The following is a 12,777-nucleotide window of genomic DNA, read 5'->3' as shown; positions in this document are numbered from 1 at the left end:
TCCCGACGGACGGACCGACCTTCACGTCGTAGGCGCTTCCCACCTTCGGCCGGCAGGCTCAAGCGCAGGCGCGACGCTCAAAGGCGGGTTGCCGCCGCGATCATGAGGTGGACGAGCGGGAAGTCCGCATCATGGGCCACAAGAGCGCCTTGCTGTACACGCTCGTCGCCGCGTCAAGCGGAACTGGCGTCCGCCACAGTTTTGCGGGCCGAGCAGTCCGTGATATCAATCGCACAGAGGACGACAATGAAGCAGAACTGGCTGCGCCTAATCGTCTCCGCGATGGTTATCATCGCCGCGCTCTCGGGCGCGGCGTCCAGTTTTGTTGGGCCAGTCGGACATTCATGCGAGGGAATGTCGGCGATAGAGGATTGTCCGGACCATCCGGTCGATCACTCGGCGGCGCTGAGGCACTGCGATTCTCTCATCTGCGGGGCGATTCAGCTCGCGCCTCACGCGACTTTCACGCAAGCGCGCAGGGTGGAGGTCGGGCTGCGGACGCAGGTTCCCGACGATGCGACGCATCGAGGCGTCTTGAGCCCACCGGGCCTTCGTCCTCCGATCTTCTAAAGCTGTACTAGCGCCAATTTTTCCAGCGCCTCGGCGCTTCGACGGTTATGTCGCCGAATCCCTTGCTTTGCGCTGTTCAAATCGGCCCCGCGCGTCGCGCGTGCATTTGCGCAGCATCGTCGCGCGACAGCTATTCCAGCAGCACCAGCTTCCGAGAGGAAGCAAGAGATGACGCTAATGCCAAAGAAACACATGCAGCTTGCCAGGGGCGCGCTGCTGGCGCTCCTCATATTTGGCGCAGGACACGCCCGCGCCGCCATCGACGACTATGCTTTTGAGCTGATCCAGCCGACGCTCAAGAGGGGACAAGGAGTCATTGACGTGCGGTTGATTCACAAGCCGGACGGGAAACTCGTGTCCGACGCCGTCATCTTCGCCATGAGGCTCGACATGGCGCCGGACGACATGGAAGCGATGACAGGCGCCATTGAGTCGACAAGAGCCTCGCAGCCTGGTCTCTATCGATTTAAGGTCGACCTGACCGACGAGGGACGCTGGCGCATTTCCCTTGCGGCGAAGCTTCAAGGAGAGGTCGGAACGCTTCAGAACCGACTTGTCTTTCGGGTTACGCGATGATGCAGCGCCTCCGTTTGCCTCTAATTGCTTTCCTGGTCTCGAACCTATCGATCGCGTCCGCTTCGGCGGCCGATCGTGACCTTCCCGGCGCAACGGCCGAGAGCGTCGTTGCGTTGGCAAAAAAACTCAGCCCCGAGGTGGCGGCCGCGGTTCTCGACGCGGATTCCGCCGCCCAGCGCGTCGGCGCTGCAGGCGTCCAGCCGGATCCCGTGGTCACGTTACAGGCTTGGGACGTGAACAGTCGTGGTGTTGGTCAGAGGTGGATCGGCGCCCAGCAGACGTTCAGGCTTTGGGGGAAGACAGATCTGGAGAGGGGCGTCGCAGAAGCGGACGCCGACGCCGCCTGGCATCGCAGCCATGCAATTGAGATTGACCTCATCGCACGCGTCAAGACCGCTTTCGCTCAATACAACGCCGCGCAGCGCGCAGTGGCGTTGTCGAAGTCGCTGAAGCAACGGGTCGACCAACTGCTTGAGCTGTTGCGCCTGCGCTATGGCGCAAGCTCAGTCGAGCAGGAGGATGTCATCAAGGCAGAGCTCGAAGCCGCCAACGCCGCCGCAGATGTCGCGCGCCGCGAAGGGGAAGCGAAATCTGCGGCCGCGAGATTGAACGCTTTGATCGGGCGCGACGCGCGCTCGCCGCTTGGCGCACCCAAGGGTTTTCCCTCTCTCAAAACAAAATTGACGCTTGCGGGCGTTCAGGACCTCGCACGCGCGTCCAACCCGCAGCTCGCCGCCACGCATGCTCAAGTGCGATCCGCTACGACGGCCAAGAAGCTCACTGATCTGAATTACTATCCGGACATCACCGCTGGCGCGAACTTCGTGCAACGCCAGACCGGCGAAAACAGCGGCATGTTTATGCTCGGTTTTACTGTGCCGCTGCAATATGAGGCGAAGGACGCCGAACAGCGGGCGGCGAGCGCCAGCGTTGGGGCCGCGCAGGCGCGCAACGAGGCGCTCCGCATCCGCCTCGACGGCGAAGTCGCTGAGGCATGGTTCCGGCTCGAGGCCGTCCGCAAGGCGATCAGGATATTCGAACAGCGACAGCTCCCGCCGGCGAAACTGTCGATCGAAACGGCTCGCAGCGGATTCGACGCCGGCACGACAAGCTTGGCCGCGCTCCTCGACTCTGAGCGTCGCTTGCGCGCCATCGAGCTGGAGCTCCTCGGCTTGAAAATCGAGGAGCAGAGTAGATACGCCGACCTCGAACGCCTCGCCGGAGGTTCACTATGAAGGGCGCGAAACTTCTTTTCGGGGCGGCCCTCGCCGTGGGGGCATTCGTCGGCGCTGGCGTCGTGCTTTGGCGCGCCAAGGAGCCAGTGCGCGCGCCTACCGAGATCCATGCCGGAACCGGGCCGGTGATCTACTACCGGGATCCGGACGGTCCCTTCTATTCCGCCGAGCCGAAGAAGAACGCAGCGGGCAACGACTATGTCGCCGTCCGCGCCAGCGAAGACGTCTCCTTCGAAGACAAGCTGGCTGCGCCTGGCCATCAGGAAAGCCGCGGCCGTCGCATCCGCTATTACCGCAACCCGATGGGCCTCCCCGACACGTCGCCTGTTCCAAAGAAAGACCCGATGGGAATGGACTATGTGCCCGTCTATGAAGACGAGACGCAGGACGCCTCCACGGTCGTCATCAGCGCCACCAAGTTGCAAAAGACGGGCGTACGTTCGGAGCCTGTCCAGCGGCGGATGATCGCCGTTCCTGTTCGGGCGTCTGGCCGCGTGGACTTTGACCCGCGACGCATGTCGGTCGTGTCGCTTCGTTTCGAGGGATTCGTCGAATCCGTCGAGAAGTTCGCGGAGGGCGATTATGTGCGCAAGGGCCAGCCGCTCATGCGCATCTATGGGCCCGACCTCTCCAACGCCGCGGCCGAATATGTCGCGGTGCTGAACGCCCATTCCTCGGCGCGAATCGAAGGCGCACGGCGGCGGCTCGTCAATCTTGGCCTCGACGACGCCATGATCGCCGCTATTGCGCGGAGCCGTCGCGTTCCCCGCGTCATCACATGGCCGGCGCCGCAGGATGGCCACGTCATCGAACGCAAGGCCTTGAGCGGCATGCGCGCGGCGCCTGGAGAAATGCTGTTTCGCATTGTCGATCATAGCGTCGTGTGGGTGCTCGCGGATATTCCCGAGCGAGACGTGGAATCCGTCGCCGCGGGTCAGACGGCGATCATCCGCGCGAGATCCTATCCGGATCGGCCCATCAAGGGACGCGTCGCGCTTATCTATCCCCATCTGAACATGGAGACGCGCACCGCGCGCCTGCGCATCGAGCTGCCGAATACGGATGATTTGCTGCTCGGCGACATGTATGCCGACGTCGAGATCGAAACCGGCGGCAAGGGGAAGGTCCTCGCCGCGCCGGAAAGTGCGATTATTGACGCGGGCAAGCGACAGGTCGTGCTTCTCGACAAAGGCGAAGGCCGCTTCGAGCCGCGACAAGTCAAGATCGGCCGTCACGGAGACGGCTATGCGGAAATCAAAAGCGGCGTCGCCGAAGGAGACCGCGTCGTTACTTCCGCCAACTTCCTGATTGATGCGGAGAGCAATCTGAAAGCGGCGCTAGAGGCGCTCGATCATGGCGAGGCGGGCAAATGATCGGCCGGCTCATCTCCTGGTCGGCCCGCAATCTCGTGCTGGTGTCGGTTGGGACCTTCTTTGCGATCGCCGCCGGCCTCTATTCGCTGCGAACTCTGCCCCTCGACGCCATCCCGGATCTTTCGGACGTGCAGGCGATCGTCTTTACCGAATATCCGGGACAGGCGCCGCAAGTCGTGGAGGACCAAGTCACCTATCCATTGGCGAGCGCCATGTTGACGGTTCCGCGGTCGAAGGTGGTGCGCGGCTTCTCCTTTTTCGGCGTCTCCTTTGTCTATGTGATTTTCGAAGACGGGGTGGACGTCTATTGGGCGCGTTCGCGCGTGCTCGAATATCTGAGCGCCGTGACAAAACGCTTGCCGGCCGGCGCCTCGCCGGTTCTCGGTCCTGACGCGACGGGCGTCGGCTGGGTCTATCAATATGCGCTCGTCGCAAAGCAAATGACGCTTGCCGAATTACGCTCGCTTCAAGACTGGACGCTGCGTTACGGCCTCGCGAAGGCCGAAGGAGTCGCCGAAGTGGCGAGCGTGGGCGGTTACGTGCGACAATATAATATTGTCGTCGATCCAAACCGGCTGCGCGCCCTCAACATTCCACTTTCAAGGATTCGTGAAGCCGTTCGCGCCAGCAACGCGGATGTCGGCGGCCGAACGGTGGAGCTTTCGGAATTCGAGTTTATCGTTCGGGGGCGAGGCTATCTGAAAAGCCTCGCCGATCTCGAAAATATCGTTTTGCGCGCCGGCGAGGGAACGCCGCTCCTTCTCAAGGATGTCGCGCGCGTTGAGCTCGGACCGGATGAGCGGCGCGGCGTCACCGAACTCAACGGCGAAGGCGAAGTGGCGAGCGGAATCGCCTTGCAGCGTTATGGCGCCAACGCCCTGACCGTCATCGACAATGTTAAGGCGGCGCTGGCGCAGATCACGCCGAGCCTTCCCAAGGGCGTTGAGATTGTCCCGGTCTACGACCGTTCCGAACTTATCCACGCCGCGATCGAAACCCTTCGCGGCACGCTTGTCGAGGAAAGCGTCATCGTCGCGCTCGTTTGCGTTGTCTTCCTTTTGCATTTCCGCAGCGCGCTGATCGCGATCATCATGCTGCCGGTCGGCGTGCTCATGGCCTTTGCGGCGATGAAGACGCTCGGGCTCGGGTCCAACATCATGAGCCTGGGGGGCATCGCCATCGCCATCGGCGCGATGGTCGACGCCGCGATCGTGATGATCGAGAACGCTCACAAGCGGCTGGAGCGGGCCGCGCCCCACACGCCGCGCCTCGACATTTTGATCGACGCAGCGACTGAAGTCGGTCCGGCGCTGTTCTTCAGTCTGCTGATCATCACGGTCTCGTTCCTGCCAATCTTTACGCTGGAGTCTCAGGAAGGTCGGCTTTTCAGCCCATTGGCCTTTACAAAGACTTTCGCCATGGCGTCAGCGGCGCTGCTATCCGTTACGCTCGTGCCGGCGTTGATGGTGGTTTTCATACGCGGCAAGATCGTCTCAGAGGAGAGAAACCCGATCAATCGGGCGCTGATATCTGTCTACCGGCCGATCATCCGCCTGGTCATGCATGCGAAGGTTCCAACGATCCTTCTGGCCGTCGGCGCTCTCGTCGTCACGATTCTTCCCGCGCGCCAACTCGGTTCGGAGTTCATGCCGGCGCTCAACGAAGGCGCGCTGCTCTATATGCCGACGACCCTCCCGGGTCTTTCCGTGACCAAGGCTGCGCAACTGCTGCAGACGCAGGACCGGATCATTAAATCCTTTCCCGAAGTGAGGTCCGTTTTCGGCAAGGCCGGCCGCGCATCGACGGCGACTGACCCCGCGCCGCTCGAAATGTTCGAGACCATCATCAATCTCCAGCCGAAGGATGAATGGCGGCCAGGCGTCACGATCGACAGCCTCGTCGCGGAGATGGACGCCGCATTGCAGTTCCCAGGCGTTTCCAACGCTTGGACCATGCCGATCCGCAACAGGATCGATATGCTCGCAACCGGCATCAAGACCCCGGTCGGCGTCAAAATCATGGGCAATGATCTTTCGAAGCTCGAAGGGCTCGCGCGGCAGGCCGAAAAAGTCATTAGGGGCGTGCGTGGCGCCGCGTCCGCCTATGCCGAGCGCGTGATGGGCGGGTATTATCTCGACATCGAGCCGGATCGCGGGGCGCTTGCGCGCTATGGACTGATGATCGACGACGTGCAGGCGACAATTGCGACGGCGCTCGGCGGCGAAGTCGTGACCACCACGGTCGAAGGACGCGAGCGCTATGGCGTCAACATCCGCTACCCCAGGGACTTTCGTTCAAGCCCTCGAGCGATCGCGAGCGATGTCCTCATCTCGCTTCCCGGCGGCGGAACCATTCCGCTTGGCGAGGTCGCAAGGGTTGAGCTGGTCCGCGGCCCCACCTCCATCCGCACGGAGAATGGACAGCTCGCCGTCTACATCTTCGTCGATATCCGAGACCGTGACATCGGCAGTTTCGTGGCCGAAGCCCGCAAAGCGGTTAGTGACGCAATCGATTTTCCAGCGGGCTCCTATGCCATCTGGAGCGGTCAGTTCGAATATCTGCAGCGCGCCGAGACACGCATGCGCATTGTCGTTCCAGTCACGCTCGCGATCATATTCTTGTTGCTCTATCTGAACTTCAGGCGAATTACCGAGACATTGATCGTCATGCTGTCCCTGCCTTTCGCCCTCGTCGGGGGCGTCTGGCTAATGTGGCTCATGAAATTCAATATGTCCGTCGCTGTCGGCGTGGGCTTCATCGCGCTCGCCGGCGTCGCCGCGGAAACCGGCGTCGTCATGCTGATCTATCTCGACGCAGCGATGAACGAAGTCGCGGAAGCGCGCGCCAATCAAGGCAAAGCGTTCACAAAGGCGGATCTTCGCGAAGCCATCATGCTCGGCGCCGTTGAACGGGTGCGCCCTAAGATGATGACGGTCGTCGCCATCATGGCGGGCCTCGTGCCGATATTGTGGAGCACGGGCGCCGGCTCGGAGGTCATGCAGCGTATCGCCGTGCCGATGATCGGCGGCATGGTCTCCTCCACATTTCTGACGCTCATCGTGATCCCGGCGATTTATGCGCTGATCAAAGGCATAGGATTGCCCGTAACGGGACTTGAAAAGAGCCAAGAGATGCGGGCTTTGAAATCTGAACCGCCGCAAGCTGGGTTGAACGTCTGAGCTGTTACGAAGCGACTGTACAATAGTTCGGCGCCAAGCCCTGCAAGCATCGCGACAGGGAGCGCCCGTTCGATCCGTGAAAGGAATTCGTCCAGAAACTTTTGGTTGTCATGGGCCGGCCTTGGATGAACCAGGCGTTCTTGGATCTGAAAGTCCGCTACTTTGGGATCACGCCCAGGGAGACGCGGCGATTCTTCCTTCGTCCGTCTTCTGTGTCGTTGCTCGCGATAGGATGCTCCTCTCCATACCCCTTCGCCTCGACGCGTGAATTGTCCGTCCCCATGCGAATCAGTTCCCGGCGTACGAATTCGGCGCGCGCCTGTGAAATTTTCTGGTTAGTTTTTGCGTTGCCAACGTCGTCGGTAAAGCCGCCAATAATGGCGCGCGCCTGAGGATAGGCGGCGAGAATCTTGGCGATGTTGCGCAGCTGCTCTTGCGAACCCGGTCGGGGCGACTTCCGACCCGAGTTGAAAACAACATGGTCGAGGTCGAACCAGGTGACTTTTTTTGACTGAGCGGTTCGATTCTCGAGAAAGTCAAGCAATCTTGCCTCGACGTCGCTTTCAGACAACGTCAACTCGACCCCATTGGGAAGGATTTTCGCGACGCGTTGGCCAGCAGCGGCATTCTTTTTCGCCGCCTCGGACTCTTGCTCTTTCGTCGGCTCGTGAGGCGTCGAGATCTGCGCCTCTGTTTCGCGAGACGATGACGGAGCCTCTGTTGGCTGAGGCTTTGCCACCTGAGGCGCTGGAGCAGTTTCGAGGGTCTCGGTTCCCTTAGGCTCAACCAACTGTGGACCGTGAAGCTGAGGCGTATAGGCGAAGAGCAGGGCGCCGAAGACGATGAGCGCGGCGATCGACGCGACCCATGCGGCGACCCGGCGAGACCGCCTGGGTGCAGGCAAACGCGACGAGGTAAGTTGCTCGTCAGGATTAACGTTGCGCAAGCGAAGAGAGTTGAGGATGACGCTGAGCGATGAAAGCGTCATGGCGGCGGCGGCGATGATTGGGGACAGCAACACGCCAAAAAATGGGTAAAGCGCGCCAGCCGCGACCGGCACGCCCGCAGCATTATAGATGAAAGCGAAAAAGAGATTCTGTCGGATATTTCGCATCGTCGCCGTCGACAGACGACGCCCTCGAACGATGCCTCGAAGATCGCCCTTCAGCAGGGTTACGCCGGCGCTTTCGATCGCTACGTCAGTTCCCGTCCCCATCGCGACGCCTATGTCTGCCGCCGCCAGCGCTGGAGCGTCATTAACGCCGTCGCCCGCCATGGCCACGATGCGTCCCTGCTCGAGCAGGCGCGTCACAACCTTGCTCTTGTCCTCTGGCAGAATCTCGGCCTCGACTTCCTCTATGCCAAGGCGTTTTGCGATGGCGCGGGCAGTCGTCCAATTGTCGCCAGTGAGCATGACGACCGAAACGCCGTCATCTCTCAATGCGTGCAACGCGGTTGGGGTTGTCGCTTTGATGGGATCTGCGATTGCAAGAACTCCTGCCGCCTTGCCATCGATCGCGACGAAGATTGCGGTGGCCCCGTCTTCACGCAATCTTTCTGCTTCCTCAACGAGTTCAGTCGCATCGATCCCATTTTCATCGAGAAATCGTCGCGTGCCGATGACAAGCGACCGTCCCTCGACTTTGCCGATCACCCCCTTGCCGACCGGGGCGTCAAAGTCGTCCGCATCTCCAAGTTTCAGATTTTTTTGGATGGCCGATTGAACGATGGCCATCGCCAGCGGATGTTCGCTGCCGCGCTCGACGCTCGCCGCCAATCTCAAGAGATCGTTCTCTGTAATCCCCGCAACTGGATGGATGGCGATGACCCGCGGATGGCCTTCGGTGAGCGTACCGGTCTTGTCGACGACGAGCGTGTCAACCTTTTCGAGACGCTCCAGCGCTTCGGCGTCCTTGATGAGGACGCCGGACTGCGCGCCGCGTCCAACGCCAACCATGATCGACATGGGCGTCGCCAAGCCAAGCGCGCAGGGACAGGCGATGATGAGGACGGAAACGGCCGCGACAAGGCCGTAGGTCATCCGCGGCTCAGGGCCAAAAGCAGCCCATGCTATGAAAGCGACCGCCGCCACGGCGATGACCAGCGGCACGAACCAGCCCGAGACCTGGTCGGCAAGCCGTTGAATCGGGGCGCGACTTCTCTGCGCGGCGGCGACCATCTCGATAATGCGCGAGAGCATCGTGTCGCGACCGACTTTGTCCGCGCGCATGACAAAGGCGCCAGTCTGATTCATCGTTCCGCCTACGAGTCGATCGCCGACGGTCTTCGTAACGGGCATCGATTCGCCGGTGACCATGGACTCGTCGACGGAGCTGCGTCCTTCGAGCAGCTCGCCATCGACAGGGATCTTTTCGCCCGGTCGCACCCGCAGGCGATCGCCCACGACGACCGTTTCGAGCGGCACGTCCTCGTCGGAGCCGTCCGGCGCTATTCGCCGCGCGAATTTCGGCGCGAGGTCGAGCAACGCGCGAATAGCCCCTCCCGTTTGCTCACGGGCGCGCAGCTCTAATACCTGTCCGAGCAGAACCAGAACGGTGATGACCGCCGCCGCCTCGAAATAGATCGCGACAGAACCGTCCGCAGCCCGAAACGCAGCAGGAAAGACAGACGGGGCAATCGTTGCGATGGCGCTGTAAAGCCAAGCGACTCCCGTGCCCATCGCGATGAGCGTGAACATATTCAATTTGCGGGTAATCAACGAACGCGCCGCGCGGACGAAAAAAGGCCAACCAGCCCAAAGAACCACCGGCGTCGCCAGAGCAAATTGAATCCAGTTGGAAAGCTGTGGCTCAATGAAACGATGCAGTCCAAAAAAATGTCCGCCCATCTCAAGTACGAGAATCGGCGCGGTAAGAGCGAGACCGATCCAGAAGCGACGCGTCATGTCGACGAGTTCGTGGCTCTGCCCAGTTTCGGCCGTCGCCACAACAGGTTCGAGGGTCATTCCACAGATGGGACAGTCGCCAGGGACGGGCTGACGAATTTGTGGATGCATGGGGCAGGTATAAATTGTCCCAGAAGTGACCGTCACGCTCGAGTCACCAATCTGCTGAGCTGGAGGATGATTGTGAGCTTGGTCACGGCCTTGTCTCGCCGCCTCACGCGACCCATGATCGTGATGATGAGGGTGATCCATAGAATTATATCTATTCAGGCTCATGAACTGCTCAAGGCGGCAACCATCGAGAAGCCGCGCTTGCCCCCGTATCGCGGATTGGAGACGTCGTTCTATTATCCAAAAAATCGCGACCGTTTGGGTCAGCGCAAACATCCCAGCACCCAGGGTCAGTATCGCAGGCCATGTTGGGTGACCATCGACGTGCCGGGCGAACAGATTCTGGCCCGCCAGCTTGCTGTTTACACGATCAATTCCCTCATCATTTTCGCAAGGCCGGCCTTGGCCTAGGCAACACCTTTCTCCAAGGCAACGCCAAAGAGATCAAAACTGACAGCCAATTCGATCGCGGGTCAAGGAAAGACCGAGGAAGCCGCGCAACCCTTGTTGAAGCCTTGCTGAAAAAATTTCATTTGGCAAACAAGGGTAAAAACAAATCGTTAGATACACTTACGTCGCGACTGAAAATCGTAGTGTCGGTGGTTCAATCCCGTCCCTGGCGCCATACTCAAGCTTTGATGGAGCGAGGCGGCAATCTCGCTATTCGTCGTGCTAAGATTCCTACCATTTTGATATGACCACCCCCCAAGCGCCGGGCGGGTCATCGCTCCATGACGGTCCGCTTCAAACTCCGTTGTTCAAGCACACGATTCTTGACGACCCGGCAACACTCAAGGGGACTGTGTTCGTTACGCGCGGAGCGGAATTCTACGTAGAATTTGCGAAAACAACTGTGGGAAATTCAACGCGCGCCTTTGCGCGGGTGAAACCGTCCACTCGGGCGACGAAGCCTGGGGAGAGCGAAGATCGCTTGGGCGGAACAAGGTCGCGCGGCTCGCATCATCATTGGCCGCGCCCGCTGGTCAGCAGGTTGATATTGCACTAATATTTCAACTTGGCCGTCCCTGAGAAAGACCGATCGATGATAACTATCAAAAGATTACGACGGACAAGGCTGCAATGACGCAGCTGGGGCGGAAAGCGAATTTCGGACTTAAGGCCGCCCATGAGGAACGGGCGCGACGCAATGAACTTGCGCTGCGCCTAGCGCTGCGCGCGGTTCCCATGATCAGCTTTGAGTGGGACATCGTGCGGGATATCGTGCGGCGGTTTGATCCGTTTGACTCCGACATGTCCTCGTCGAGCACAGGCATGTTCAGCCGTTTTGCCGCAGTCCGGGATGCCGTCCATCCAGAAGATCGAGTGCGATTTTGCGCAGATATCGAAGCAGCGCTGCTCGGCGAGACTGAACGGTTTGAGACCGAAATCCGAATCCTTGGTCCGGATGGAATAGTAACATGGTTCCGCGAACGAGGGGTCGTCGAGCGAGACCAGCGAGGGCGTCCGCTTCGCATGATCGGGGTCGCCCACGATGTCACCGCGCAGCGCGGTAAACCTTCATTGGAAGCGGCGTCCGCCTGCACGGCCGCGAACGCACCCCCGTCGCTCAGGGCTCTCGTGATTGATGAAAATCGTGACGCCGCTGACGCGCTTGCGCTGCTGCTCGGAACATTCGGGACCCGTGTCCGGCTTGCTTACAGCGGCGCGGGCGGCCTTGCCGCGCTGAATGAATTTAAGCCGCCACTGGTGTTTCTTGATATGGCCATGCCCTATTTGGATGTCGTTGATCTGATCCGTCGCATGCATGTCCCCGAAGGCGACAGAATCTCTCTCGTCGCCCTCAGCGCTTCGCGCGCCGAGCGCACGGTTCAGCTCGTTAAAGATGTCGGCTTCGACGGTCTACTTATTAAGCCGGTCCGATTTGAAGCGCTTCTCGACCTGCTGGAGGAGTTGTCTTGCCATGAGACGAAGCAAGGCTAAGGCGCGACGGTAAACATAGAGATCAGCGGCATTGCTGGCGTTCTTCCCCAAGCCTTGACCTGACGAGACGTCTTCAAAGCGATCGGTCCCGCTCAGCTGGCGGAGCCGAGCCGCGCCGGGCGCATTGGTTAACGGCGCGGATTTAGCTATATTGGCGGAAGCAGCCGAGGACGGTGATCGCCTATGCCTTCCAAAATCCGTCATATCCTGATCTTATTCGCCTCAGCAGCGGCTGGGGCGGGCCTTGCCGGATGCGTCAGCACGCACACGCCTCCGACCCTGAGCGCCTCAGCCGTCGCGCCGACGCCTCGCACCGATCCTGCCGAGCCGGCGGGACGCATCGACGCAGTCGCGGTCCAGGGGGGCAACTTCTACGGCGAGATGAAGGACGCCGGCTTCATCGTTCCAGCGGTCAGACCGGGCCTCGTCGATTCAGCATTCCATCGCGCCAACGTCGCCTACTCGACCAGAGAAACTCCAGGGACAATCGTGGTCGATCCCGCCCGGCACTATCTCTATTACGTCGAGGCGGGCGGCCGGGCGACCCGCTATGGCATCGGCGTCGGGCGCGACGGGTTCGCCTGGTCAGGGGAAGCGACGATCAAGAGTAAGCAGGAATGGCCTGACTGGTATCCGCCGAAAGAAATGATCGAACGCAGGCCCGACCTTAAGAGGCAGTTGGTTGAGCTGCAAAGCGGTCTTGGCATGCATGGCGGTCCCGGCAATCCGTTAGGGGCCCGCGCGATGTATCTCTGGCAAGGGGACCGAGATACGCTCTTTCGCATCCACGGCACGAATGAGCCATGGACAATCGGGAAGAGCCAATCGTCTGGCTGCATCCGGATGATCAATCAGGACGCGATGGATCTCTACCAAAAAACCGCCGC

Annotated in this window: 8 protein-coding genes and 2 pseudogenes; 8 read left to right on the top strand and 2 right to left on the bottom strand. The window is 60.6% G+C overall.

What is annotated here, in order from left to right:
• Window positions 1–246 precede the first annotated feature (246 nt).
• The 5 genes from ACR65W_RS04485 (at window position 247) to ACR65W_RS04465 (ending at window position 6,933) form a co-directional block, all read left to right on the top strand.
• Window positions 247–570, top strand: a complete 324-nt coding sequence (locus ACR65W_RS04485) for a hypothetical protein (protein ID WP_434499734.1) — start codon at window positions 247–249, stop codon at window positions 568–570.
• A 168-nt stretch (window positions 571–738) separates the two neighbouring features.
• Window positions 739–1,146: a FixH family protein gene (locus tag ACR65W_RS04480; RefSeq protein ID WP_434502358.1), complete on the top strand. Its 408-nt coding sequence runs from the start codon at window positions 739–741 to the stop codon at window positions 1,144–1,146.
• The gene (locus ACR65W_RS04475) at window positions 1,143–2,381 is read left to right on the top strand and encodes a TolC family protein (RefSeq protein WP_434499732.1); all 1,239 of its coding nucleotides are present in this window, start codon (window positions 1,143–1,145) and stop codon (window positions 2,379–2,381) included. Before ACR65W_RS04480 ends, ACR65W_RS04475 begins: the two co-directional genes overlap by 4 nt.
• Complete coding sequence (locus ACR65W_RS04470) at window positions 2,378–3,754, top strand: efflux RND transporter periplasmic adaptor subunit (protein WP_434499731.1); 1,377 nt, start codon at window positions 2,378–2,380, stop codon at window positions 3,752–3,754. The genes ACR65W_RS04475 and ACR65W_RS04470 overlap by 4 nt, the downstream gene beginning before the upstream one ends.
• Window positions 3,751–6,933 carry an efflux RND transporter permease subunit gene (locus tag ACR65W_RS04465; RefSeq protein WP_434499730.1) on the top strand — a complete coding sequence of 1,061 codons (3,183 nt, stop codon included), beginning with the start codon at window positions 3,751–3,753 and terminating at the stop codon, window positions 6,931–6,933. Before ACR65W_RS04470 ends, ACR65W_RS04465 begins: the two co-directional genes overlap by 4 nt.
• Window positions 6,934–7,090: 157 nt before the next feature.
• On the opposite strand, the pseudogene ACR65W_RS04460 reads toward ACR65W_RS04465, so the two are convergent.
• Window positions 7,091–7,393 (bottom strand): annotated as a pseudogene (locus tag ACR65W_RS04460) (OmpA family protein); the annotation flags it as partial.
• Window positions 7,394–7,867: 474 nt separating this feature from the next.
• Window positions 7,868–10,090, bottom strand: a pseudogene (locus tag ACR65W_RS04455) (copper-transporting P-type ATPase); the annotation flags it as partial.
• Between ACR65W_RS04455 and ACR65W_RS04450 the strand changes: the two are divergent.
• The 3 genes from ACR65W_RS04450 to ACR65W_RS04440 all read left to right on the top strand — a co-directional run.
• Entirely contained in the window at window positions 10,022–10,360 is a 339-nt protein-coding gene (locus ACR65W_RS04450; protein ID WP_434499820.1) for a hypothetical protein, read from the top strand. The pseudogene ACR65W_RS04455 and the gene ACR65W_RS04450 sit on opposite strands and share 69 nt — an antisense overlap.
• Window positions 10,361–11,134: 774 nt before the next feature.
• Window positions 11,135–11,890, top strand: coding sequence for a PAS domain-containing protein (locus ACR65W_RS04445; protein ID WP_434502356.1), 756 nt, complete (start codon window positions 11,135–11,137; stop codon window positions 11,888–11,890).
• Window positions 11,891–12,073: 183 nt separating this feature from the next.
• Window positions 12,074–12,777, top strand: a 704-nt coding sequence (locus ACR65W_RS04440; protein ID WP_434502354.1) for a L,D-transpeptidase, incomplete at its 3' end; no start/stop codon positions are given.

This window comes from Methylocystis sp., from assembly GCF_051062815.1.
GTDB lineage: Bacteria > Pseudomonadota > Alphaproteobacteria > Rhizobiales > Beijerinckiaceae > Methylocystis.
This window is presented reverse-complemented; position numbering and strand designations above follow the sequence as displayed.

What these genes read in the sequence shown, in the direction of transcription:
- ACR65W_RS04485 (WP_434499734.1), top strand. Translation starts at nt 247, where the DNA reads ATGAAGCAGAACTGGCTGCGCCTAATCGTCTCCGCGATGGTTATCATC.
- ACR65W_RS04480 (WP_434502358.1), top strand. Translation starts at nt 739, where the DNA reads ATGACGCTAATGCCAAAGAAACACATGCAGCTTGCCAGGGGCGCGCTG.
- ACR65W_RS04475 (WP_434499732.1), top strand. Translation starts at nt 1,143, where the DNA reads ATGATGCAGCGCCTCCGTTTGCCTCTAATTGCTTTCCTGGTCTCGAAC.
- ACR65W_RS04470 (WP_434499731.1), top strand. Translation starts at nt 2,378, where the DNA reads ATGAAGGGCGCGAAACTTCTTTTCGGGGCGGCCCTCGCCGTGGGGGCA.
- ACR65W_RS04465 (WP_434499730.1), top strand. Translation starts at nt 3,751, where the DNA reads ATGATCGGCCGGCTCATCTCCTGGTCGGCCCGCAATCTCGTGCTGGTG.
- ACR65W_RS04445 (WP_434502356.1), top strand. Translation starts at nt 11,135, where the DNA reads ATGATCAGCTTTGAGTGGGACATCGTGCGGGATATCGTGCGGCGGTTT.